Here is a 24,901-nt window from a genome sequence, read left to right on the forward strand (position 1 = left end):
CAAGTCGTGCGCACGTCGACTGCTGCGTGCAAAACACGATGATCTTTTTATCGACTGCCAATCTCTGAACGAGATTTTCAGCACATATTCAGCTTTGAACATTCGCTAGTCTCGTTCGGCGCCAACGATGGCGCCCGCAGGCTGTGGCCCCCGCCGCAGCCTGTCGTTCCCTGACGAGAAGGACTATCCATGAATCGCAAGAATGCCTTGTACCTGGCGCTGTTTTCCGCCGTTTCCGGCTCTGCACTGGCAACGCCGCCGACCGAAATGGATGCGGCACCGGTGAGTACCGCGCCGCAGGCGGCCAAGCTCGGCGCAGCGACGTTGCAGTCGGCAAGTCTGCGTGGCGGCATCCTGCCCACGCGTGTGGTGCAACTCACTGCGCCCACCAGCACCGAGATCGGTCGGGTGCGTGAGCGTCGCATCGCACAGGTCAAACATGGGCAGCCTTTGCAGATCGGGTTTTCGCGCGCAGTTGCCAAGCCCCTGGTGAATCTGGCCACGCTCGATTGGCAGATGACCAAAGACGGCTCACGCGTGGCGACCTTGAAGGTCGGCTCCGCGCAGGCGGCCTCGCTGCGTGCGTCGCTGATCCTGCGTGGTGCCGGCGCCACGCCGGGCGATCCGTCCAAGGTGACGCTGCGCTTTGCCGGCGACGATGGCCGGGTATTCGAGCAATCCGGTGCCAGCTTCGCCGCCAGCGGCGACGCCATCGGCTGGTCGCCGACCGTCAGCGGTGAGAATCTGTTGGTGGAACTGTCGCTGCCGGCCGGCCAGTATCCGGAGAACTTCAGCCTGAGTATCCCGCAGCTGTCGCACCTGGACATCAGCCCCACCGCCAGCGCGCGCGACATGATGACCATCGCCATCGGCGAGAGCGATTCCTGCCAGAACGATATCGTCTGCCGCGCCAATCCCACCGCCGGCTTCACCAATGCCGCAAAGGCGGTGGCGCGCATGGTGTTCACCACCAGCCAGGGCTCGTTCCTGTGCACCGGCACGCTGCTCAACAACACCAACTCGCCCAAGCGCAACCTGTTCTGGACTGCAGCGCATTGCATCAGTACGCAGACGGTCGCCAACACACTGCAGACCTACTGGTTCTACGACGCGGCCACCTGCAACGGCAATACCGCAAGCTCGCAGGCCACCACCTTGACCGGCGGTGCATTCCTGCGCCACGCCAATACCACGCGCGATACCGCGTTGCTGGAGCTGAAGACCGCACCGCCAAGCGGCGCGTTCTATGCGGCATGGAACAGCGCGGCGATCGGCGCGACCGGCACCTCGATCGTCGGCATCCACCACCCGTCCGGCGACGTCAAGAAGTATTCGCTGGGCACCGTCAATGGGCTGAGCACCAGCATCGACGGCAAGAGCCCGCTGTACCGTGTGGTCTGGAACGATGGCGTCACCGAGGGCGGCTCGTCCGGCTCGGGCCTGTTCACCGTCGCCAGCGGTGGCGCCTACCAGCTGCGCGGCGGCCTGTATGGCGGCTACTCGTTCTGCACCGCGCAGACCGATCCGGATTACTACTCGCGCTTCTCGGACGTGTATTCCAGCATTTCCACCTACTTCGGCCCGTAAGCGGGTGATATGCGTGGCAGGCGGGTAGCGCCTGCCACGTGCGACTGCGTCTGGCCTGTACAGAGTGTGGTCGATTGTTTGATGTGCTGTGTGGATCGATCTGTGCGGGTTGATGTTTTTTGCACTGACCCTTGGACCTTATCGGTCACGCGCGTCAGTCGTCATGCACTTCATCTGCAGCGCCCGGATGATGCAGACTTGGCAGCTCGTCCTTCACCTGGATCGGCATGCCCGTTCAACGCACTCCTTGTGTCATCGCCGTAGCTGCACTCCTGGCCTTGTCGCTACAGGTCACCGCCCATGCAGCCGGCAAGCCCGCCAATCGCGACGACGTCAAGGCCTACGCGCTGCAGCTGTGCCTGGACAACAACTATGAGCGTAGCGGCAAATACACCCCAGACCAGCTGCGCGATCGCTCGTATCTGCTGACGACCTACGCGCTCGACAATGCCAAGACCGGTGCCACCGACCGCCTGCACCGTTTCGTGGCCGAGCAGACGGCAGATTTCCATCGCGCCGAAGTGCCGATGAAGGACGAAGCCCGCCGCGGCCCGTTCAACAGAATCTTCGCGCAATGCATGGCGTTTTATCGTTCGCCTGCGTTGAACGCGTTCATTGCACAGGAACTCTGAAGGCAATCGATGCAAGCCCCCCGTTGGAAGGCAACGGATGGATCGGCGTGACCGATTCGGGGCGGGCCATAGGACCGCGCAGTGCACGCACCGCGTGCACCGCAGGTGCAGCTCTTCTGCATCGGGCGCGGGCATGCCAGTGCCGAGGTTTACGTGAGCCATTCGCAAACCCGGCAGCCCCACGATAGTCTGGCGCAGTGCCACGCCCCGCCTGGCACATCCTCTTCCCCGTTTTGACAGGAGCCGTCATGTCCGCCGCTTCGCCACGCCCTTCCCGTCGCCAGGTGCTGCGCATCGCGCTGGCAGCGGCCACGCTGAGCGTGACGAGCCAGCTCGGTGCCGCACTGCGGCGCGCACCGAAGGAAGACCCTGCGCCGTCCGATCCGGCGTCACCGGCGCCCTTCCCGGCCAACGGCAGCGTGCTGGTGCTGCTCGGCACCAAGGGCGGCCCCACGCCATCACCGCTGCGCGCCGCGGCCGCCAATGCGCTGGTCATCGACGGGCAGCCCTACCTGATCGACTGCGGCAATGGCGTTGCACAGCAACTGGCCAAGGCCGGCATCCGCCTGCCTGCGCTGCGCGACATCTTCCTGACCCATCATCACTCTGACCACAACGCCGACCTGCTCAACGTGGTCTGGCTGGCGTGGGCCAGCGGGCTGCAGACGCCGGTGCATTTGTACGGCCCGCCCGGTATCGCCAGGATGGTGGATGCGTTCGTCGAGATGAATGCCATCGACATCGATGCGCGCATCCGCGAAGAAGGCCGCCCGCCGTTCAAGCAGCTGATCCATGTGCACGAGTTCGACCAGCCCGGCACGGTGCTGCAGAACGACCAGGTCACCGTCACCGCGACGCTGGTGGATCACTACACGCTCAAGCCGGCGTTCGCCTACCGTTTTGCCGCGCGCGACCGCACGGTGGTGTTCTCCGGCGATACGCGCTACCTGCCTGCACTGGCCGAATTCGCGAAGGACACCGACATCCTGGTGCACGAGGTGATGTACCTGCCCGCGCTGGAAAAGATGCTCAAGACCAACGACAACGCACCGACCTTGCTCGACCATCTGCTCAAGAGCCACTCCACCAGCGAAGAAGTGGGCAAGATCGCTTCAGCAGCCGGCGCAAAGATGCTGGTGCTCAATCACTTTGTGCCTGGCGGCGACCCGACGATCACCGATGCGATGTGGAGCGAGGGCGCGCGCAAGCACTACGCCGGGCCGATTGTGGTCGGCAAGGATCTGATGCGGTTGTAGCGGAGCAGCCGGGCACTGCAGCGATGGATCCGGCTGCGCACTGTCGTCAGCGCATTTGACCTGTATCCGGTGGTGAGATCGCCAACAGCTATCAAGCGGCGCGCAGTCACCAGACATTGTGCAGAGCGGGCACGACACAGCAGGCGATACTGCATCTCTGGTCCGTGTGTCCAAGAGCGGCTAACCCGTAGCAAGCAGTCGTCAGGTGCGCGTGGAAGGCGCGCTCGGAACCGGGGGTGGAAGGGCGCGACGAGCGTTTCCGGTTACGCTCAATCGAATCGCGCGCAAGCGCGCTCCTACATTGGTCTGGCCCGTGCTGACTGCCCGTACCGGCCTTCCTTGCCTACTGCGCGGAGCACGCCGCCCGTCCCGTATCGCGTTGCCGAGCCGGGCCAGGACGTGCTGGCGCCGTGCCGGTTGTGGGCAGCGGCTGCGCCTGCCTGCCGGCGGTGCCCCAGCGTTGCCAGCCGCTCTACGTCACCACCGGACTGCGCAGGCCCCACACGCCCGCACCTGCCTTGCAATACGCGTCGATAAACGCCTGCTGTGACGGCATCTGCTCCACCGCGTGCCGAATCGGCTGGGCGATGCCGTCGAGCAGGCGGCGCAGGTCGCGATCGGACAGCGCGCGCGCCAGCGGATGATGCTGCTCGGGCACGATGCCCTGCCCCATCAGCACATGGGTCCAGGAGTCGACGCGGAACAGTTCATCGGCCGCTTGCCAGGCGTGTGCGCGTTCGCGCCAGGCGCGCAGGCGCAGCGCCAGCGAGTCGGGCAACTCCATCGCGCGGCATTGGCGCCATAGCGGTTCGTCGCGCTGGGTGGCGTGGTAATGCAGGATGATGAAGTCGCGCACATGTTCCATTTCGGCGCGGCTGATGTCGTTGAACAGCTCCACCTGCGAGGGCGCAATGCCATCGGCCGGGAACAAGCTGATCAGGCGCACCACGGCGGCGATAGTGAGATGGATGCTGGTGGATTCCAGCGGCTCGATAAAGCCGCTGGCCAGGCCCAGCGACACCACGTTCTTGTTCCAGGCCTTGAGGCGGCGGCCGGTGCGGAACGGCACCAGCCAGGGGTCTTTCAGCGCAGGCGCGGCCACATCGCGTAGCAACTTGGCATGCGCCTCGTCGTCGGACAGGTGTTTGCTGGAAAACACCAGACCATTGCCAACGCGATGCTGCAGCGGGATATGCCAGCGCCATCCGGCTTCGTGCGCAATGGCGCGGGTGTACGGCACCGGCGGGCCAAGCGCTTCGGTCTGCACCGCAACGGCGCGATCGCACGGCAACCAATGGCTCCAGTCTTCGTAACCGGTGTGCAACGCCTGCTCGATCAGCAGGCCGCGAAAACCGCTGCAATCGATGAACAGGTCGCCCTCGACCACCTGCCCGTCTTCCAGCAGCAAGCTGGCGACATCGCCACTGTCCTGCTGCAAGGTCACCTGCTGGATCCTGCCCTCGATACGCCTGACGCCACAGGCTTCGCTGCGCGTGCGCAGGAACCTGGCATACAGCGCGGCATCCAGGTGATAGGCGTAGTTGACCGCAGGCTCGCGCAGCAAGGCGAAACGATCCACACGCGAGGCCACGGTTTCCAGGCAGTAATCGCCAAAGCTGCCCGGCATGCCGCGGCGCTGGCTCTCCAGCCACAGATGATGGAAGGCGCACACCAGCGTGCTTTGCCCGGTGATGCCGAACGGATGAATATAGCGCTCGCCCTGGTGGCGCCAATGCTCGAAGGAGATCGACAACTTGAAGGTGCCGGCCACCGCGCGCAGGAACTCCTGCTCGTCGATCTGCAGGAAGCGATGGAAGCTGCGGATCGGCGGCACCGTGGATTCGCCCACACCCACGGTACCGATCTGCTCGGACTCGACCAGCGTGATCTCCAGCAGCTCGCGGAATTGATGCGACAGTGCGCAGGCGGCGATCCAGCCAGCGGTGCCGCCGCCGGCGATGACGACCTTGCGAATCGGGGCCTGGCTCACTGCGCGCTCCTGGGTGATGGATCCGGGGTGAGGTCTTGATCGATCGTCTGGACAACGCGGGTGGCCCGCAGGGAGCGGAACGCGCGCGTGGCGCCTGCCAATGCCGCACATGGGCCCTGCCCGCCCGGTCGCTGCGCAGTTGTCCCGCCCGTGGCCTGGAAGCCGATCGCGCGCATCAGCGGTTGAGCCTGCCGAGCAACAGCGCGCGCAGCTGTCGCGCCAGCGTGGGGTCGATTGGGCCCAGCGCATGCCGTGCCTGCTCGGGCAGGTGCTCGCCCGCGCGCTCGGCAGGGCCGAACACGTAGTAGTCGAACAGGGCGCGCCAGGCCTCCTTTTCCGCTGCCGGGCGGTCGCGGATGGCCCACAGCGCGTGATACAACGCGGGCATCGGCGCCGGCAGATGCGCGGGCGCGCTGCTCCACCAGTAGTTGACCAGCACGTTGAATGGCTGCAGCGATTGCACGTGATGCCACCACATGCCGGGAATGAACACCGCATCGCCCGGCTCCAGCACGGCGGTGCGCGCCTGCGTGAGCGCTTCAGCGAAGCGTGGATACCGCAGCAGATCCGGATTGGCGATATCCACCATGCTCACGACCTGCCCACCCGGCGTGGGATCCAAGGGGCCGGGATACAGGTTGGCCACCTGCTCGGGCGGAAACAGCGTGAAGCGACGTTGCCCCACCGCGCAGCAGGCCAGGTTGTTGGGCGCATCGTAATGGCAGGAAGCAGTGACGCGATTACCGATCCAGATACTCGGCTGCACCCCGATGCCGCTGGCGGCGAAATCCAGATCGTTGCCTGCGCGCAAGCCCGGGAGATTGTCGTCAATAGGCAACGACGCCAGATAATATGTGGGTGGCTGCGGATCGTCGCGATGCGTCACGATGGCTTCCAGCAAGCTGCTCAAGCTGCCGCGCTGCACCTCGAAATTCAGCGCACTGCAATCGTCGGTATAGAACGGCCGGCCGGCGATCTCCGGGCTGCCACAGGAATACTGCAGGGGGCGTCCACTGTCGTGCGCGCGCAGCAGCGCCATCGCCTCCTCGGGGCTGCGCAGCCCGGCCTGCACCAGCGACCAGTCGCGTGCAATGCCACGCAGCACCACCGGCTCGGCGGCATCGCACAGCGCGGCAAGCGGCAGCGCGTCGGGGTGGCAATCGCTGCGCTCGGCGACGGCCGCGAGGGAGGAGAAGGCTGCGCCGGTCGTCATGCGCTCAGGCGAACGCAGCAGTCGCAGACGCAGTGTGCGCCTGCTGCAGGCGGCGCTGCTTCTCGGCCATCAGCCGACGCACGTTGTGCAGCGAGGCCAGCATCAGGAACGCAGCCTCCAGATAGCCGGCCCGATGCAGTTGCTGCAACTAGGACGCATCAAGTGCGGCAAGCCGCTCGCGGTCGATGGCGAACAGACCTTCCAGCTTGGTGGCGTGGGTGGCATCCAGCGTGACATCCAGCTGCACCGGCTGGATCAGCCCCAACGCATCCAGCGCGGCCGCCATCGCCTGGCCGGCATCCACACCGTCGCGGATACCGCGCAATACACCGATGATGTGCTCCAGGTACGGGCTATGGCCGCCCTGCGGCAGAAACACCGCCTCGCCTTCGTGACGGCTGATGCGTGGGTGCTCCAGATCGACGTGGATCACCGGCTCCTGCACCAAGGCGCCATCGATGCGCTGCTCCTGGAAGCCGATCAGAAACGGACCCTTGGCGACGATGCCCGGCAGATAGCTGGCAGTCCAACGGCCGTCCTGCAGGAACAGATTCTCGTCCTGTGCAAAGCCCAGCAGCGCCACCGACTGGTAGCCGCCGGTGGCCGGATCCTTGCGAAAGAACAGCGGGTACTCGCGCTGCAGCTCGGCGTATTCGGTGACGAACGCCGGCACCAGGCCGAGCGCATCGCCGAACTCGGCACCGAAGCGCAGCACGACGCGCAGATCGTGATGCGCCACATTGTTGAGCACTGCGTATCGCGTCATCTGAAACTCCAACGGTGCTCCGCCACGGAGTACCGCATTGCGTGGAATGCGTCGATCGCGCGGCCGGGTGGCGCGCCCGCTGTTGGCGAGCATTGCCAAAAAGCGCCAGGCCGGCAAGCGGCACAGCAGCATGGGAACAAGCCTGCTGCACTCGGCGTCGCTGCGCTGCCATAGCGGCCACCAGCAGGCGGGCGTTTGCTTGCAAGCAACCGCAATGCGTGCCGGCCGCATCCACGAATGCGTCGCGGCATCGAGGTCGAGCCTGCAGTTGCGGTCGCCAGACCAGCGCCACGCAGGCTGACGACGCGACCCGGCCACTCCGCGCAACCAGCGAACGATTGCCCGGGTGCCTTCAGAAGAAGCGCACCACGGGCCCACACCAGCCTGCACGTCGGCATCTGCCCCAACAGGCACCGGCTGCGCTCACCGGGAGGGAAGTGAGCGCAGCCGGTGGGTCAGAACGCGTAACGCACACCCAGCGTGTAGCGCGGCTGCTGGTCGATCAGGCGGATGATCTGCTTGTCCGAGCGCCCATGCCAACGCACGTCTTCGCCGGTGAGGTTGATCGCCTCAAAGCCCACGGAAAGTTGCTTGCTGAAGCTGTAGCTGACGCTGAGGTCCCACTGCTGATACGCCTCGACGTAGTACGGATTGCGGTTGGCATTGTCCTGGTTGGCGGCGATCAGATACTCGTCGCGCCAGTTCCAGGCCAGGCGCGCGCTCCAGCCGTATTTTTCGTACATCAGCATCACGTTGGCGGTGTCGCTGAGGCCGAGCAGCGCGAACTGGTCGCGATCGATCACCGTGTTGTCGAAGCCCACATCGCCTTCGACGATGGTGTAGTTGGCATAGATGCCGAAGCCGGTGCTGTCGAAGAAGTACTGCCCGCCCAACTCCCAGCCGTGGATGTTGGCCTTGTTCTGGTTGACCGGGCGCGACACGTCGAACTGATACAGCGGATCGGAGGCATTGCCGACGATGTCGTAGGCGTTCTCCAGTGCCAGACTCTGCGCGGAGCTGCCGTTGTAGGCGGCCAGCCCACCGGTGGCCGCGGCATTGCGCAGCAGCGCCATCGCCGCAAACAGCGAGGTGTCGTTGGCCGAGCACGCCGCCGCGACGTCGTTGCCGGAGGCGCCCACCTGCGCCGCGCAGGCGCCGCTCTGCAGGAACGCCAGCGCGGCCTGCGCGTCAGGACCGGAGGTGGGATCGCTCAGCCCGTACAAGGATTCGCGCGAGACTGTGTTGCCGATGAAGTTGCTGACGCGCTTGTTCCAGAACGTGGCCGACACGTAGCTGGCATCGGCGAAGTACCACTCCAGCGCCAGATCGAGGTTGTCCGATTCCAGCGGGTCCAGTTGCGGGTTCTGCGAGCTGCCGCCGGCACGGTTGGAGGGATTGATCAGGATCGAGCCATTGGGCGTATTCGGCGTCGGGCCGGCAATCAGGTTGTTGTAGGGCGCGCGTGCGATGGTCTGGCCGAACGAGGCGCGCCCCTTCAGCTGATCGGAGATGTCGATGCTGAAGTCCAGATTGGGCAGGATGTAGTTGTAGCTGGTCTTCTCGCTGAAGGGCTGCTGCTCGGTGGAGCGCAACAGCTGGAAGTCGTTGTTGGCCTGCCACAACAACGCCGTGGGCGTGGCCACCTGCGAGGTGGATTCCACATCGGTGCGCTCGTAGCGCAAGCCCAGCCGCGTATTGGTGGTCATGCCGGAGATGTCGCCCTTCAGTTCCAGCTGCACGTAAGCGGCGCGGGTCTTCTCTTCCACCTGGTTGTCGGCGCTGTATTGCGGGTTGTAGCGAGTGGTGGCGCCGTACTGGCTGCCACCCCACAGCGCCAGCTGATCGGCATCGCCGCGCCATGCATTGGGCGCGGCGCCATTGGCGTTGAAGTCCTTGAACATGCCGGTGATGCTCACCGGCCGCAGCAGCGCCTGCATGCCGGGCTCGTTGCCGGCGTTGGCCACACCCCAGTCGCCCAGCGTGGAATTGGTGTCGCTGGTGAGCCGGTTCATGGTGGTATTGGCGGTACTCACGCCGAACTGGAAGCGTCCGTCCTCGAAATCGAAGGTGCCGTCCATGCGGCCTTCCTTGATCTCGGTGACCTGCGATTGATAGAAGATGCGCAGGACCTGCGAGCCAAGCTCGGCGGGGGTGAAATCCGGGTTGAGCACGCCGTTGGTGCCGGCCAGGGAATCGGCCGCGGTGGGATACCAGGTGCGTGCGCCGATCGGCAGGCCATTGTTGAAGCGCAGCTCCTGCCCCCATTGACCGCCGCAGGACGGGCCGTTGCTGCAGTTGTTGGTGCCGGCGAAACTGAAATACGTGGCGCTGCCGCCGGTGACCGGGTCGTTGGGCAGGCTCTTGGTCTTGGAGTTGTGCGCATCGAAGGACAGCTGGAAGCGGTCGCTCACCTGCCAGTCGGCATTGAAGCCGAGCGAGCCGAGCGTGTATTTCTGCTCGTTGCGCTGCTGCTCCATGCCGAAGTCCTTGGCGCCGTTGGGCACGTCGCGCAGATACACCGGGGTGGCCACCGCCTGGCCGGTGTCGAAGGTCAGATCGGTGAAGCTGTTGGCGCGCTGCAGCCAGATGCCCTGCTCGCCGCGCTCTTCGCGGATCTCGTTGGACGAATAGGTGTAATCCAGGGTCAGGGTCAGGCTGTCGCTGGGCGCGAACTGCATCACCGCCTGGCCATTGGTGCGCTCGCGCTGGAAGTCGGCAAAGGCATAGCGCAAATCGTTTGGCATGCCGTACAGCTGGCCGATCGCCGGCGCGTTGGTCACCACCGCATCCGGGCGCAGGGCCGGGTCGGTGCCGGTCCAGCGCTGGATATTCCAGGTGTTTTCGGTGGCCTGCACCGAGCCGCCATGGCGCTTCTGGTAACTACCGCTCAGGCCGATGCCGAAGGTCTTGTCGGGATTGGTATAGCTGAAGATGCCCGAGACTTCAGGAGTGAGCGAATCGCCGAACGGCTGCGAACGATCCGACACCATCTTGGCGCCAGCATTGGCCACCACGCCTTCGTGATTGAACGGCTTGTCGGTCTGGATGTTGATGGTGGCGCCGATGCCGCCGCTGGGCGCGGTGGCACGGCTGGTCTTGAACACCTCGATGCCGGTGATGGCTTCGGAGGCGAGCTGGGCGAAGTTGAACGCGCGCGTGCCCACATCCACGCCACCGATCGGGGTCTGGCCCGGCGCGCCGAACGCATCGGCACCGGGAATCAGGCGGCCGTTGAGGGTGACGGTATTGAACTGCGGGCCGAAGCCGCGCGCGGTGACCTGCGCGCCTTCGCCATCGCGGCGCTCAATCGAGATGCCGGTGATGCGTTGCAGCGACTCGGCCAGATTGGTATCGGGGAATTTGCCGATGTCTTCGGCGCTGATCGCATCCACCACGCCGGCAGCATCGCGCTTGATGCCCATCGACTGATCCAGGCTGCTGCGGATGCCGGTGACATTGACCGCATCCAGGGTGGTGGCGGTTTGTGCGCCGGACTGCGGCGGCGACACCTGCTGCGCGGCAATGTCCTGCGCAAAGGCGGGGTTGATCACCAGGATGCCACCGACGAAGGTAAACATGGCCTTCGACTTGAACTTGCTCAACGTACGACGCATCGATCTATCCTCGGGTCTGGAGTCCAACACCCACGGCCGTGATCGCGGAATGCGACGCGGCGCTTGCCTGGCCACGCGCCTGGACGGCACGCGACATACATCCCTGCACAGCACTTGCTCTGATCCGCCGCCTCGACTGCCGGCGTATCCCCCTGATGCCAGCCGTGCGCGCGCCACGTCCCTGACGGACGCGGCCTGCTGCTCGACCTGTACAGCACCTGCGACTGCCTTCCCAACCAGTACGCCTGCAAGACGTGCACTGCCGCGCGCCTCTGCACTCAACCCCGTGTCAGCAGGCGATGCAAAACCTGATAGCGCTAACACGCGGCGCAGCCTAGTCATGCGTGCCTGGGCTTGTCACCGTGCGTTGCAGCAAACACACCAGGCCACACGTAGGCATAAAACACCGCGTGCGCTTGAGTCCGCAGCACGAATGCAGGCGCAGCGTGGCTGTAAGCGTTACCAGCTTGTGACCTCTGCAAATGCGTTGCAGTGGCGCAGTCGCGCGTCATCGCGTAGCAGCGAGAACGCCACATGGAGTAGTTGCGCAAGGCATCGCGAGGATCGCAACGCGGCAGCTCTCAGTGGCCACGTGCTGAGCGGCGCATCCACGTGGCAGTTGACGCCGATGCGAGCACACCGTTGCGCGTCTATCTTCGACATCGGACTGCACCGCGCAACGAAAAACGGCGCAATCGCTGCAATCGATTGCGCCGCTGGCGACGGTAAGTCGCGTGTACTGAAGGCCCGCAGCATCTACGCCATTGCAGCGCAGATGCCTGCATCGGCAGCCGCTAGCCGATCGTATTGACCTGGTTGTCGCCACGCTGAGCATCGGGCAACACATGGTCCGGATCCAGCGTCACATGCAGCACTTTCTGCGTGGTCGGCAGCGTCAGCTTGGGCGCGGTGTTCTGCAGCCAGGTTTCCACCGGCACGCGGCGGTCCAGATGGCTGCCGTCGGCCAGGTCCACCCGCACGGTGACCGGCATCACCAGTTTCTGGCTGCTGCGCAGCGTGAGTTGCAGGCCCTTGGCGGGATCGTGATCGACGTAATGGGCCTCGCTGATGCCCATATCCAGCTGCCAGTTGTTGAGATACCAGCCGCGCCACCACCAGGCCAGATTCTCGCCGCTCTCGCTTTCCATCAGCCGGAAGAAATCCGATGGCGTGGGGTGCTTGTAGGCCCAGGTCGCGATGTACTTGCGGAAGGCCGGATCGAAACGCTCCGGCCCCAGGATCTGCTCGCGCAACAACACCAGCCCCAACGCGCCCTTGAAATAGGTCAGCGAATGCCGGTAGGTCTCGCTGGTGGAATCGGCGTTGTCCATCAATGTCGGCGCGCCGGCATCGGCCAGCAGCGGCAGGATTTCGTCGACCGGGTTGCCGCCCTTGGGCGCATATTCCGAATCGCGCTTGGGCGCGTACTCGCCCTTGTTGAAGGCATCGGATGCATAGACGTCGATGAAGGTGTTGAAGCCTTCGTCCATGAACGCGTGGCGGCGCTCGTTGGAGCCGACGATCATCGGGAACCAGGTGTGTCCGATCTCGTGCGCGGTGATCCAGAACAACTCCTTGCCGCTGTCTTCGAAACCGTCGAAGACGATGCCCGGATACTCCATGCCCGCACCGTACCCGCCCAGGTTGATCGCAGCCGGCCACGGATACGGGTACCACTGCGAGAAATGTTCGATCGCGCCCTTGACGTATTCGGTGGAGCGGTTCCACTTGTCGGCGCCCACGCCCTCCAGCGGATACACCGACATCGCCAGCGACTGCTTGCCGCCTGGCAGCTTGATGCGCGCGGCATCCCACACGAACGCAGGCGAGGCGGCAAACGCCACATCGCGGGTGTTGTCCATATGGAAGCGCCAGGTACGCGTGGTGTTTCCCGCAGGTTTGGCAGCGCGCGCGCTCACTTCCTCGGGCGTGCGGATCAGCACCGTGCGATCGCTGCTGCGCGCCTGTTGCAGGCGTTGCTGCTCGCTGCGGCTGAGCACCTCGGCCGGATTGGTCAGCGCACCGGAACCAGCGACCAGGAAGCCCTCCGGCACGGTCACCGCGTAGTCGAAGTCGCCGTACTCCAGATAGAACTCCGAGCCCAGATACGGCTGCGTGTCCCAGCCGCGCAGATCGTCGTAGACGGCCATGCGCGGATACCACTGGGCAATCTCGTAGATCTCGCCCTGCTTACTGGCACTGACCGCGGTGCGCCCGCCCCAGGTGCCCGGAATCGTGTAGCGGTAGCGGACATGCACGGTCAGCGCCTTGCCCTGCCCGGCCAACGGCTGCGGCAGGTCCACTCGCATGCGGGTGTCGTCGACGACGAAATGCGCAGGCTGGCGGCGCCCTCCATCGTCGATCTCGACACTGGCGATCTGCATGCCGTCGGTGAACTGGGTGCGGCGCGAAGGCCGGCTGGCGGCAGCGCGCGCATCGGCGCGGTAGATGTTCTGGTCCAGCTGCAGCCACAGCACGTCCAGCGTGTCTGGGCTACGGTTGGTGTAGTGGATCGCCGCTTCGCCGGTGAGCGTGTGGGTCGCCGGGTCGATGCTGGCATTGAGGGTGTAGTCGGCACGGTTCTGCCAGAACAACGGGCCGGGGACGCCGCTGCCGCTGCGGTAGGCATTGGGTGCATCGGGCAGTTGCAGCGGCGCGAACAAGGCCAGCGGATCGAAGGCGCTTGCCGGCGCGGCGGCGCTGGTGGCGGTCGCGGCATGCGCGGACGAGGTGATGCATGCCAGCGACAGCGCAACGGCGAGCGAACGGCGCAAGGTGGGGAACATGCGTGAAGTCCTGCGGCGGTGGGGGGATCCCCATCCTACGGTCGTCTTCGCCAGGCACGGCACTGCCATTGGTCCCGGTTGCGGCATCGAACTTCTCGACGGTGACAGGCTACCCGGGGCGCAGCAGCCGCGGCCCGCGCGCGATCTGCAGATGCCGATCACGCCATCCCTGCCCTGGCGGCAGCACAGCCCGCGCTTGCCACCTCAGTCGGCAGCAAGCCGCGACAAGCGCAACGCGCCATCCCCACCCTCGGCCAGCGTATCGCCCGGATTACTCAACCGGCAGCGGCGCAGCGACAGACAGCCGCAACCGATGCAGTCGGTGAGCTGGTCGCGCAGGGCCTGCAGCTCGGCGATGCGCGCATCCAGTTGCCCGCGCCAACGTGCCGACATGCGTGCCCATTCCGCACGCGTGGGCGTGCGCTGGTCCGGCAGCACCGAGAACGCATCCAGCACCTGCTGCAACGGCACGCCGAGCCGTTGCGCCACGCGAATCACGGCGATGCGCCGCAGCACGTCGCGCGCATAGCGGCGTTGATTTCCGGCAGTGCGCAGGCTGCGGATCAGGCCCTTGCGCTCGTAAAAATGCAATGCCGACACCGCCACGCCACTGCGCTTGGCCACTTCGCCCACGGACAACTCACGCTGCATTGCCTTGACCTCAACCTTGGTTGAGGCAGGATGCTGCGCGGCCATGACCGGTGCAAGCCCCGTGGTCATGGCTCTACACACTTCAGTTTCTGGATGCTCGATGCCCGCCGATACCGCCCTGCCTGCCACGCCACTCAATGAGGCCCAACCCACTTCCATCCTGGCTGCGCCGTATCGCGCCGCAACGCTGGGCATGGTGGCACTGGTATCGCTCAATGCCTTCGAATCGCTGGCGGTGGCCGCCGCCATGCCGACCGTCGCGCGCGAATTGAATGGCTTGCCGCTGTATGCGCTGGCGTTCGGCGGCACCCTGGCGACCAGCGTGGTCGGCATGACCGCCGCCGGGCGCTGGAGCGACCGACGTGGCCCCGGCGGGGCGCTGGCCTACGGCCTGCTGTGCTTCGTAATCGGCCTGCTGGTGGCAGGGCTGGCGCCGAGCATGCCGGTACTGATTGCCGGCCGCCTGCTGCAAGGCCTGGGGGCCGGCGCGTATTCGGTGGCGCTATACGTGATCGTCGGGCGCCTGTATCCGGAAGCCCTGCGGCCCCGCGTGTTTGCTGCGTTTTCGGCCGGCTGGGTGGTGCCTTCGTTGATCGGGCCGGGCATCAGCGGATTGATCGTGCAGCACGTCGGCTGGCGCTGGGTGTTCCTGTCGGTGCCGCTGCTGGCGATACCGGCCGGGCTGATGCTGTGGCCGGCGATCCGCGGGCGCACCTGGTCCAGCGACACAGCCGGCGCGTCGGATTCCGCATTGCGCTGGGCGGTGGGTGCGGCCTTGGGTGTGCTCGGCGTGTATCTGGGCGGGCAGCTGCATGGCACCAGCGCGTTGCTAGCGATGCTGCCGGCATTGCTGCTTACCGTGTGCTGCGCCTGGCAGCTGTTGCCGGCCGGCACGCTGCGGCTTGCGCGCGGGCTGCCCAGCGTGATCGCGCTGCGTGGCATCGCGGCGGCGGCCTTCTTCGGCTTCGAGGCGTTCCTGCCGTTGCTGCTGTCGCGCGAACGCGGCCTGTCGCCACTGCTGGCCGGCGTGGCGCTGAGCGTCGGCGCGCTGGGCTGGTTCAGTGGCTCCTGGTACCAGGGCCATAGCCGCGCCGGCTGGTCGCGCCCACGCCTGCTCAAGACCGGTGCGTGCTTCATGTCGCTGGGCATCGTGATCAGCGCGGGGGCGGTGTGGCCGGTCATCCCGGTGCCGGTGGCGATTGCCGGCTGGGCGCTGACCGGCCTGGGCATGGGCCTGCTGTATCCGAGCCTGTCGGTGTTGACGTTGTCGCTGTCGCCGCCGGCGCAGCAAGGCGCCAACAGTTCGGCGCTGCAGTTGAGCGAGGCGATTGCGGTGGCCGGCATGCTGGCGCTGGCCGGCGCCTTGTTCGCCGCGCTGCTGGCCTCGGCGACTGCGGCCGCCTACCTGAGCGTGTTCGCCCTGGCATGGCTGCTGGCGGTGGCGGGCCTGTTAGTGGCGCGGCGGGTGTGATGGGTTTGCGGTGCGCGCAAATGAGAGAACACTGATCGCGAGTGCCGGTGCGTGGCGCTCAGTCGTTGTGGATCGCCCGCATCGCAGGCAGCGTGCGCGGTGGCACGACTCGCTGGATCCGCATGCTCTGCACGTCGTCGGCATGACGCAAACCCGGCACATCTCATCGCCGATAGCGCAACCGACTTTGCCGATCCTGTCGAGATCGCTGCGATCCGGACCGGAAAAATGCATCTACGAGCCGCTGGTCATTTTTTCGCCACCCATCTTGACAGCGTTGCAGGCCGGGGCCTGCACCCACTTGTCCACAGCCTTGTGCAAGTTCCATCCACAGGGGGTGTGGAAAACCTGCGCTGCGCGGCAGGCAGCGCAGGGCTTGCGCGCCACTGCAGCGTGTGTCAGGCGATACGGGACGACAGCTGCCTCATGCAGCGCGGCCGTTGTGTACAAGCCGGCCATGCGGAAGCAGCGCCTTACTCACGACCACATGCAAGGGAGATCGCGCCACACGGCAGCGCCGCGTCGCAGCGGCACTGCCTCACCCACTGCTGCATCAGTTCACGATCACATGCGGCACGAAGCGCGAGGTGTCGCGGGTGATCGGGCCATCGTCGTCGCGCATGCCCAGCCCGGCCGGACGATCGGCCACCACCCAACTGCCGACCAGCGCGTGCCGGCCATCGAACACCGGCAATGGATGATGCGCCTGCAGGATCGCCGGCCCGTCCACATACGGGCCATCGGTCTGCGCAGCGTCGCCCTGTGCACTGACCAGGGAAATATTGGCACCCTCGCGCGACAGCAGTGGCTTGCGTACCCAGCCTGCCGTCGGTGCTTCGCCGGTTTGCGCAAAGCGCGCCGGCAGCAGGTTGGGATGGCCCTGATGCCGCTCCCACAACAGCGGCAGGATGCCCTTGTTGCTCAGCACCGATTTCCACGCCGGCTCGATCAGGCGCACGCGGTTGGCGCACAACGCCGGGCCGAAGCGCTCTTCCATCATGAATTCCAGCGGGTAGAGCTTGAACAGGGTATGGATCACCCGGTCCTGCTCATCGGTAAACCAGCCATCGGCGCTCAGGCCGATGTCTTCGATGGCCACTTCCTCGGTGCTGATGCCCACCTGATGCGCGCAGTCGCGCAGGTAGCGCACCGTGGCGCGGTCTTCCAGCGAATCGCGCACCGCGGAGAAATGCATCTGCGCGCCGATCGCGCCATCCACCGCCAGCGCGCCCAGGGTTTCGCACAGCAGGTCCTGGATCAGGTTGTACTGATCGGTGCCCTTGGGCAGCGCACCGGCGGCGATCTGCTGTTCCAGCCAAAGCCACTGGAAATACGCCGATTCGTACAGCGAGGTCGGCGTGTCGTAGTTGAGCTCATACAGCTTGGCCGGGCCGTTGCCGGCATAGGCCAGGTCCATGCGGCCGTACAGATGCGGGTCGCGGTTCTTCCACGAGTTGGCGATCCAGTCCCAGTAGAACGGCGGGATCGCCAGCTGCGTCATCAGTTGTTCCGAGCCCACCACCTCGTCCACCAACTGCATCGCCATATCGTGCAGGTCCTGGGTGGGTGCCTCGATGTCGTCCTCGATCTGGCGCAGCGAGAACGCGTAATACGCGCTTTCGTCCCAATACGGTTCGCCGTCGATGGTGTGGAAATGGAAGCCGAGCGACTCGGCCTGTTCGCGCCAATCGGCACGTTCTGCAATTGCGATCCGGTGCATGTCAGCCGCCGTATCCGGAGCTGCGCCCGCCGCTGCCGAACGAACTACGCGCCGCCGCACTGGAGCCGAAACCCGAACGCGAGACGGTGATCGCACGCGACGGCATGTCGACCGAACCACTGCGCCCGCGCACGGTACCGATGCGGTTGCTGGCCAGATCGCCGTTGGGTTTGTAGTAACCGCCGCTGCGGTAATCGCGATACAGCGGCATCGCGCCGCCATAGCGATAGCCGCCGCCACCGCTCATGTTGCCCAGCGCATAGCCGAGCAGGAACCCGCCCATCGGCGGAATCCAGCTGTGCTGGCCCTGACTCTGGCCCGGAACCTCGGTGCAGCTGCCGAACTGCGCATCGCACTCGTAGCGCGACGTGAAGCGCGGTGCGGCCTGCTGATGCTTGGCCACCGCCTCGTCATAGGCCTTGAGGCATTGCTGGATGTCGGTCTGTTCCTGCTTGATCTGGTAGCAGTCGGAGGCCGACTGCAGCACCACACCTGTCTCTGGTTCAGAACCACAACCGGTGACGAGGGCGGCCGGCAAGGCGGCCATCAAGGTGAGCTTGAGATTGCGTGATCGCTTCATGCCTGCGCTCCGTTACGGCGTGATCGCCGCGGCATTGATCAGCCCGACCGCGATCGACACGCCGGCCGAAAAGATGCCGGCGGCGGTGACGTTGTCGGTGATCTGCCGCGAGATGCGCCCGGCCACCAAATTGGCCAGCAGATACGCCACGATCTGGATGCCGCAGGCGACCGCGCCCCAGATCAGCGCATCGACCAGGCTCACCGAATGGGTGATGGCCGAATGCAGCGGCAATGCCACACCGATCAGGTTGCCGGCCAAGGCGGTGGCCGCAGCCACGTTGCCCTGCCGCAGCAGGGTGAAATCCTTATGCGGGGTGACCAGGGTCACCAGCACCACCGCCACGATCAACACGCCCAGGCCGGTGCCGAAGTAGGAAAGAAACGCGAGAAAACTCTGCAGGTTGATCGGGTTCATGACAGGACCAGGGTAAGTGGAGGACGAGCGCGCACGCTCAGGTGATATCCAGATCGGCGACGGTGACATCGATGCCGACCGCATAGGTGACGCAGAACTCGTTGGGGCCGGAATCCTCGCCGGTGACCAGCAGGAATTCCTCGCGCTGCAGCTCCGGTACATCGCGGCTGTAGAGCATGGCGTAGTGGGTCAGATCGCCATCGCGGCGCGGCGGCTGATAGCGGTACAGCACCTCGTCGTAGGCGATCGGCGGGATGCGCGCGGCACCATCGGTGGACTGCGTGGCGCGTTGCCAGCGCTTGCCGGCGTACTCGATCTGCGCCGCACCCAGATGCGGATGCTGCATCACGAACTCCTGAAACGCCTGCTTGCTGGGCGGATTGACCGTCTCGCAATACACGAAGGCCTTCATCGCCTCCAGATCGCCGCCAACCGTGGTGACCTGCAAAAACGCATCATCGTCCAGATAGAACCGATGCAGGGCATAGCCATCACCCAGATTGACGTGGCCGTAGCACGGAATGCCTTGATGCCCGCCCGGCAACTCGGCGGTCATGGCCTCCGGTGCCATGCGGTACAACGTGGTATCGATCTCCAGCTGCCCACCCACGCGCAAGCCCAGCGGCAGCGCGTGACCGATGGCGCCAGTGCCGGAGGTGGGCAACGGCGGCGGCTGTGGTTGACCGAACAACTTGCTGAAAAAACTCATCGTCATGCACCTTGTGGCGATGGGGAATGGGACACGGCCGCAGCGCGCAGGGCCTGCCAGGCGATGGCAGACACGGGCACGCGCTGTTCGGCCAGGTAATACAGCATGGCACCGGCCGGGACAGCGGTGTGTGCGGGCGGGTTCAAGCGCAGCGCGCCATCGGGCGCGCGCAGGCCCAGCAGCAAGGCGCCGCGCTGGCCGAAATCGGCGGCCAGCATGCGGTAATCCAGCGGGTCGACATCGGCAGGAACCGCCAGGCTGAACTGGGTCGGGCCATCGTCCACCGACAGCAGTTCGGCCGTGATCGCCGCGCTGCCCGGATCCTGCGCCGCGCGGGCCAGGATCTCGGCGGTCATCGGCCGCGTGCATTCGATCGCCGGATAGTGGCAATTGACCAGCCGCGCGGCGCTGCCCGAGTCGAAGTGCGCCACGACGTGCGCACGCGGCGCATGCGCCATCAGCGCGAACACCGCCGCCAGGGTCTGGTCGTCCGAGGGCGGGTTGACGATCACCCGCGCCGCACCGGCGATGCCGGCACGCAGGTAGACCTCGGTATGCGTGTAGGACTCGGCGGCGATGAAGCGCATATGGTCGGGCATCGGGTTCTCGGCCACGCCCTCGGCGATCAGCACCACGCCTTCGTCGTCGGTAGCGGTATCGGACAGCAACAGTTCCAGCAAGCGTGTGGACGCGGCGCCCTGCCAGCCGATCAGGATGGTGTGCCCGCGCAGATCGGCGTAAGCCATCTTGCCCATGTGGTGGCGCCTCCAGAAGGTGATGAGCACGCCGCTGGTCTTGGCCAGCACCGTGGCGAACAGCGCCACCGCGCCCGGCATCAGCACGAACGCGGCGATATAGCGCCCGGCCACCGAACCCGGCGACAGGTCGCCGTAGCCGATGGTGGTGGCGGTGGTCATGTAGTAGTACGGAAACGCGTCCAGGCCAACGAGCTTTTGCTCGCCGGCCAGCAGCAGCAACACCCAGCTCAGCCCCATGTGCGCCAGCAATGCCAGCGCCACCATGCCCCAGCTGACGCGGCGCACGTGGCGCCGCACTATCCGCAACAGCTTTCCGACGATGATCATGGCGCGTCCTGTGCCGTGCGGCGGATCAGCTGTCGCTGCGCGGAACCTGCTGCACGTCGCGCACCTGGCCGATCAGCGGCGCGCTGCCGCCGGCGGTATCGTGGCCGAGCTGGGCCGGCTTCTTGAAGCGTGCCAGCACTGCGGCGGCGTTGGACTCGCCTTCCATCAGGCCGGCCGCAGCCAGACGCCGATTCAGATCGCCGTCGCCACTGGCTGCCTCCAGCTCTTCGGCCGATTCGATGCGTGCGGAGGTCTCGGCCTGACGCGCCTTGATTCGCTCCAGCGATTCCAGTGCCGAGCCCATCTTGCTGCTGGCACCGGAATGGCGCGCGGCAATCGCTGCCTGTGCCTTCTGCACCGCATCGGTGGCCTTGACGGTGTCGATCTGCTGGCGCATGCCGCGCAGCTGGTTCTCGGTCTTCTGGATGGTGGCCTTGAGCGTCACCACCGACTGGTCCAGCGAGCTCTTGGAGGCTTTGTCGCCGGCGTCCTCGCTTTCCAGCGCCGCTAGCTTTACCGCCACGTCGTGCGCCAGTGCCTCGTCGTTCTTGGCCAGCGCACCTTCGATATAACGCGTGTATTCGGCCATCTTGCCGGCGCGCGCGTCGATCTTCTGCTGGGCGAGCTTGCTCTGCGCCATCAGCTTGGTCAGCTCTTCGCGCGAGCGCGTGAGCTGGGCGCCGGCATCGCGCATTTCCTGGTCCAGGATGCGCAGCGCGTTGGCGTCGACCGCCTTCTGGCCGGTTTCGTGTGCAGTGCCACGCAGCAGCGTGATCAGCTTTGAAAAGATACTCATGACAACACGCCTTTAGGAAAAGAACGGCTTGAGAGATTCGGCGGCATCCAGCGTATTGGCCGCCAGGGTCTGGATTTCCTCGTCGATCTGGTCGAGCGTGGACGACGCCGACAGTTCGCCGAAGACCACATAGCTATCCTTGCCGTCGACCTGCACCAGGCCCAGGTTGGACAAGGGATTGAGTGGGTTGAGCCGCAGGCAGGCGTCGTTGAACGCCGCGCGGTCGCTGACCTGGTCGGCATTGGCCAGCAGCGTGGAAACGAACACCTGCGAGCCGGAGGCGGCGACCTGGATCTGCATGTCGCCGTGGTCGGCCAGGGTGAGGTTGATGGCCGGCTCCAGCCCGTCGATCAGTTCGACCTCGATCGGCTGGTCGCGGTAGCGCTCGGCCAGCAGGCCGTGCAATTCGACAGTGGTGTACTGCGTCATACGATGTCCTGTCCTTTGGTCATGCAGCGGTGGTGATGCAGATGCCGCTGCGGTGATGCAGCAGCAGCCGTGCAATGGGCGGACATACTACAGACTGTCCGCGACCGGCAGAAAGGGCCGGAAGTCAGCCGGTCAGGCCAGCTGCAGGCGGTAGTAGACCACCCGTTCAGTTGGCTCGAAGCCGCATGCCGCATGCGCTGCCTGGGCGCCGCTGTCGTCCAGCCGCGCATCGGAGGCCAGCTCCGCGCAGCCCTGCTCCCGCGTCCACTCCACTGCCGCGGCCACCAGCGCGCGACCGAGCCCGCGGCCGCGCCAGGCCGGACTCACATACCAGCCTTCCAGAAAGCCCACCGGCGTGCTCTCGGTGCCATTGACGTAGTCGTGGCGCACCGACACCTCGGCAAACCCCAGCGCCGCATCTGCGTCGTCCACCACCAGCAGGTGGCTGGCGTCTACCTGCGCCAGCGCGGCCTGCAGCTCGGCGACGCTATCGTCGGCATCGGGCCACAAGGCCAGGCGCAGGGCCAGCAAGGCCTGCGCATCGGCGCCCACCGCCGTGCGCACCCGCCAGCCGGCCTGCGTGCTCACGGATACAGCATCCGCTTGCTCCAGTGGCTGGCCGCATCGGCCTCGTAACGCCAGCGCTCGTGCAGGCGGAACTTGGCGCCGTACCAGAACTCGAACGCCTGCGGCACCACCCGGAACCCGCCCCAGCCCTCCGGGCGCGGCACCTCGCGGCCTTCGAAGGTGGCTTCGACCTTGGCGATGGCCGCGTCGAACTCCTCACGCGAGCCCAGCGTCTGCGACTGCAGCGAGGCCCAGGCGCCGATCTGGCTCATGCGCGGGCGCGACGCGAAGTAGGCATCCGATTCCTCCGCGCCGACCAGTTGCACGCCGCCTTCGATGCGCACCTGGATGCCGGCCTCGCGCAGGCTGCGCCACAGGAACAGCAGGGCGGCCTGCGGATGGGTCTGCAGGTCGCGGCCCTTCGCACTGTCCAGGTGGGTGTAGAACACGAACCCGCGCGCATCGAAGGCCTTGAGCAGCACGGTGCGCGCGCTCGGCCGGCCGTCCACGTTGGCGGTGGCCACGGTCATTGCGCTGGCTTCGAGTTCGGCGCCGGCCTGCGCTTCGGCGTACAGCGCGGTAAAGGTGCCAAGGGCTTCTGCGTACAGATCGGTCATGACGGTGCGAGGGCAGCAAGATTGACGCCTATTGTGGGCGCATCGGGCCTGCTTCGCCTACGCGCGGCGGTCGACAGGCCCGCACCGCTGCCAGGACCTGCGGCTGATGCCTGAAAAGCAGGTCGCGCGTATCGGGGGCGTCTTCGCGTCACTGACGCTGGCTGCCAGGCATTCGCCACGGGTTGCGTGCGGACGTTCCATCTTCAGTTGCCGCCGCGGCCGTTGTCCGCGCAGCGTGGATGTCGATGCCGCAGCGCGCAGACGACGGGCGCCGTGCACGAATGGTTTCAATCCATGCGGATCGGCCCGGTGCGCGGGCCCGAATGCTACGATCCCTGCGCATGAACCCCGCTCCCAATCTCGTGATGGTCGGCCCGATGGGCGCCGGAAAAAGCTGCATCGGCCGCCGCCTGGCCGAGCGCTTCGGGCTGGAGTTCGTCGATGTGGACCAGGCCATCGTCGAGCAGGTCGGCAGCAGCATCCCGGCCATTTTCGAACAGCACGGCGAAGCGCGGTTCCGGCAGCACGAGGTCCAGACCCTGCAGACGCTGCTGGAGCAGGACAACAAGCTGATTTCCACCGGCGGTGGCGCGGTGCTGGATCCGCTCAACCGCCAGCGCATCCGCGAGCGCGGCTTCGTGGTGTACCTGCACGTCAGCGTGCCGGCCCAGCTGACCCGGCTGGCGCGCGACCGCAACCGGCCGCTGTTGCAACGCGCCGACCGCGAGCAGGTGCTGCACGCGATGGCCGCGCAGCGCACCCCGCTGTACCAGGAGGTCGCCGACCTCAGCCTGGAAACCGATCACTTCTCCCCCGCCGAGGCCACCGCGCAGCTGGTGCTGCGCCTGGCCGCGCAATGGCGCATGTCGAGTACCCCCGCATGACACTTCCCCGTTCCTCGCGCAGCGTCGATGTCGACGGTGCGCAGCCGTACACCATCACCATTGCGCCCGGCCTGCTGGCCGACGGCGCACGCCTGGCCAGCCATGTGCGCGGCCGCCACGTATTGCTGCTCAGCGACTCGCAGGTGGCCCCGCAGTACGCCGCCGGCGTGCGCAAGGCGCTGCTGCAGGCGCGCCCGGACCTGCAACTGGGCGAGCTGGTGATCGCCGCCGGCGAAGCCTCCAAGACGCTGGACAATTTCGGCGCCGCGATCGCGGCATTGGCCGAGCTGGGCGCCACCCGCGACGCCTGCGTGTTCGCGCTTGGCGGCGGCGTGGTCGGCGATCTGGCCGGGTTCGCGGCGGCCTGCTGGATGCGCGGGGTGGACTGCGTGCAACTACCCACCAGCCTGCTGGCGATGGTGGATTCCTCGGTCGGCGGCAAGACCGCGGTGGACATCCCGCAGGGCAAGAACCTGGTCGGCGCGTTCCATCCGCCACGCGCAGTGATCGCCGATACCGACACCTTGCACACCCTGCCCGCGCGCGAGCTGCGCGCCGGGCTGGCCGAGGTGATCAAGTACGGCGCCATCCGCGACCCGCTGTTCTTCCAATGGCTGCATGCCGAACGCCGGGCGCTGCTGGAGGGTGATGCAGACGCGCTGGCGCAGGCGATCGCGCGCAGCTGCGAGCACAAGGCCGACATCGTGGCGCGCGACCCGCTGGAAAAGGGCGAGCGTGCCCTGCTCAACCTGGGCCATACCTTCGGCCATGCGATCGAGACCGAACAGGGCTACGGCGCGCCCGGCAACGACAACCTCAACCATGGCGAAGCGGTCGCGGTGGGCATGGTGCTGGCCGCGCGGCTGTCGGCCGCGCTGGGCATGAGCGATGCGCAGGACACCGAAGCGTTGCGCGCGCTGCTGCATGATTTCGACCTGCCCACCGACATTCCGCCCGGCCTGTCGCCGCAGGCCCTGCTGGGGCGCATGCGGCTGGACAAGAAGAACATCGCCGGCCGCCTGCGGCTGGTCTTGTGGCGCGGCATCGGCAAGGCCGAGGTGGTACCCGACGTCGACGAGGCGGCAGTGCTGGAGATCCTGGCGGGCTGAGCAACGCCATCACTCACTGTCT

The 24,901-nt window shown here is 66.1% G+C and carries 20 protein-coding genes and 1 pseudogene; 6 read left to right on the forward strand and 15 right to left on the reverse strand.

Translation table 11 applies throughout. The annotated features are described in order from the left end of the window. The first annotated feature begins 189 nt into the window (after positions 1–189). The 3 genes from ABQY74_RS14260 (at position 190) to ABQY74_RS14270 (ending at position 3,475) form a co-directional block, all read left to right on the forward strand. Positions 190–1,587: a serine protease gene (locus ABQY74_RS14260; RefSeq protein ID WP_102585022.1), complete on the forward strand. Its 1,398-nt coding sequence runs from the start codon at positions 190–192 to the stop codon at positions 1,585–1,587. 227 nt (positions 1,588–1,814) lie between these two features. Continuing rightward, a complete protein-coding gene (locus ABQY74_RS14265) occupies positions 1,815–2,219 on the forward strand; it encodes a hypothetical protein (protein WP_349791915.1) in 405 nt (134 codons plus the stop codon). 248 nt (positions 2,220–2,467) lie between these two features. After that, positions 2,468–3,475, forward strand: coding sequence for an MBL fold metallo-hydrolase (locus tag ABQY74_RS14270; RefSeq protein ID WP_349791917.1), 1,008 nt, complete (start codon positions 2,468–2,470; stop codon positions 3,473–3,475). Between the two features lie 472 nt (positions 3,476–3,947). On the opposite strand, the gene ABQY74_RS14275 is transcribed toward ABQY74_RS14270, so the two are convergent. The 6 genes and pseudogenes from ABQY74_RS14275 to soxR all read right to left on the reverse strand — a co-directional run bounded on the left by ABQY74_RS14275 (position 3,948) and on the right by soxR (position 14,495). Then, complete coding sequence (locus tag ABQY74_RS14275; protein ID WP_349791919.1) at positions 3,948–5,465, reverse strand: tryptophan halogenase family protein; 1,518 nt, start codon at positions 5,463–5,465, stop codon at positions 3,948–3,950. Between the two features lie 175 nt (positions 5,466–5,640). Beyond that, positions 5,641–6,678, reverse strand: a complete 1,038-nt coding sequence (locus ABQY74_RS14280; protein ID WP_104559797.1) for a cupin-like domain-containing protein — start codon at positions 6,676–6,678, stop codon at positions 5,641–5,643. Between the two features lie 4 nt (positions 6,679–6,682). Beyond that, positions 6,683–7,444: pseudogene (locus ABQY74_RS14285) on the reverse strand (SapC family protein). 455 nt (positions 7,445–7,899) lie between these two features. Further along, positions 7,900–11,058, reverse strand: coding sequence for a TonB-dependent receptor (locus ABQY74_RS14290; protein ID WP_164736967.1), 3,159 nt, complete (start codon positions 11,056–11,058; stop codon positions 7,900–7,902). Between the two features lie 794 nt (positions 11,059–11,852). Then, the gene (locus ABQY74_RS14295; RefSeq protein ID WP_164736968.1) at positions 11,853–13,844 is read right to left on the reverse strand and encodes a M1 family metallopeptidase; all 1,992 of its coding nucleotides are present in this window, start codon (positions 13,842–13,844) and stop codon (positions 11,853–11,855) included. A 204-nt stretch (positions 13,845–14,048) separates the two neighbouring features. After that, positions 14,049–14,495 (reverse strand): redox-sensitive transcriptional activator SoxR, encoded by a 447-nt coding sequence (gene soxR, locus ABQY74_RS14300; protein WP_054591491.1) that lies wholly within the window; start codon positions 14,493–14,495, stop codon positions 14,049–14,051. 100 nt (positions 14,496–14,595) lie between these two features. On the opposite strand from soxR, the gene ABQY74_RS14305 reads away from it, so the two are divergent. Further along, positions 14,596–15,966 (forward strand): MFS transporter, encoded by a 1,371-nt coding sequence (locus tag ABQY74_RS14305; protein ID WP_039526130.1) that lies wholly within the window; start codon positions 14,596–14,598, stop codon positions 15,964–15,966. Between the two features lie 553 nt (positions 15,967–16,519). Here the strand turns inward: ABQY74_RS14305 and ABQY74_RS14310 are convergent. The 9 genes from ABQY74_RS14310 to pdxH form a co-directional block, all read right to left on the reverse strand. Further along, positions 16,520–17,686, reverse strand: a complete 1,167-nt coding sequence (locus ABQY74_RS14310; RefSeq protein ID WP_349791923.1) for a glutathionylspermidine synthase family protein — start codon at positions 17,684–17,686, stop codon at positions 16,520–16,522. 1 nt (position 17,687) lies between these two features. Then, positions 17,688–18,266 carry a DUF1190 domain-containing protein gene (locus ABQY74_RS14315; RefSeq protein ID WP_104600227.1) on the reverse strand — a complete coding sequence of 193 codons (579 nt, stop codon included), beginning with the start codon at positions 18,264–18,266 and terminating at the stop codon, positions 17,688–17,690. A gap of 12 nt (positions 18,267–18,278) precedes the next feature. After that, the gene (locus ABQY74_RS14320) at positions 18,279–18,683 is read right to left on the reverse strand and encodes a DUF350 domain-containing protein (protein WP_047126964.1); all 405 of its coding nucleotides are present in this window, start codon (positions 18,681–18,683) and stop codon (positions 18,279–18,281) included. Positions 18,684–18,720: 37 nt separating this feature from the next. After that, a complete protein-coding gene (locus tag ABQY74_RS14325) occupies positions 18,721–19,398 on the reverse strand; it encodes a YjfK family protein (protein ID WP_039519725.1) in 678 nt (225 codons plus the stop codon). Further along, positions 19,395–20,477: an ion channel gene (locus ABQY74_RS14330; protein WP_166764690.1), complete on the reverse strand. Its 1,083-nt coding sequence runs from the start codon at positions 20,475–20,477 to the stop codon at positions 19,395–19,397. Before ABQY74_RS14330 ends, ABQY74_RS14325 begins: the two co-directional genes overlap by 4 nt. 25 nt (positions 20,478–20,502) lie before the next feature. Then, positions 20,503–21,273 carry a PspA/IM30 family protein gene (locus ABQY74_RS14335; RefSeq protein ID WP_024938711.1) on the reverse strand — a complete coding sequence of 257 codons (771 nt, stop codon included), beginning with the start codon at positions 21,271–21,273 and terminating at the stop codon, positions 20,503–20,505. A gap of 12 nt (positions 21,274–21,285) precedes the next feature. Beyond that, positions 21,286–21,702, reverse strand: a complete 417-nt coding sequence (locus tag ABQY74_RS14340) for a YjfI family protein (protein WP_005995044.1) — start codon at positions 21,700–21,702, stop codon at positions 21,286–21,288. Positions 21,703–21,834: 132 nt separating this feature from the next. Next, positions 21,835–22,290: an aminoglycoside 6'-N-acetyltransferase gene (gene aac(6'), locus ABQY74_RS14345; protein WP_047124793.1), complete on the reverse strand. Its 456-nt coding sequence runs from the start codon at positions 22,288–22,290 to the stop codon at positions 21,835–21,837. Continuing rightward, positions 22,287–22,886 (reverse strand): pyridoxamine 5'-phosphate oxidase, encoded by a 600-nt coding sequence (gene pdxH, locus ABQY74_RS14350; RefSeq protein WP_349791925.1) that lies wholly within the window; start codon positions 22,884–22,886, stop codon positions 22,287–22,289. The genes aac(6') and pdxH overlap by 4 nt, the downstream gene beginning before the upstream one ends. Positions 22,887–23,227: 341 nt before the next feature. Between pdxH and ABQY74_RS14355 the strand changes: the two genes are divergently transcribed. Further along, complete coding sequence (locus ABQY74_RS14355; protein ID WP_102253688.1) at positions 23,228–23,770, forward strand: shikimate kinase; 543 nt, start codon at positions 23,228–23,230, stop codon at positions 23,768–23,770. After that, the gene (aroB, locus tag ABQY74_RS14360) at positions 23,767–24,879 is read left to right on the forward strand and encodes a 3-dehydroquinate synthase (RefSeq protein WP_039813451.1); all 1,113 of its coding nucleotides are present in this window, start codon (positions 23,767–23,769) and stop codon (positions 24,877–24,879) included. Before ABQY74_RS14355 ends, aroB begins: the two co-directional genes overlap by 4 nt. The last annotated feature ends 22 nt before the right edge of the window (positions 24,880–24,901 follow it).

Source organism: Xanthomonas sp. WHRI 7064, assembly GCF_040202355.2.
Taxonomy (GTDB): domain Bacteria; phylum Pseudomonadota; class Gammaproteobacteria; order Xanthomonadales; family Xanthomonadaceae; genus Xanthomonas; species Xanthomonas arboricola.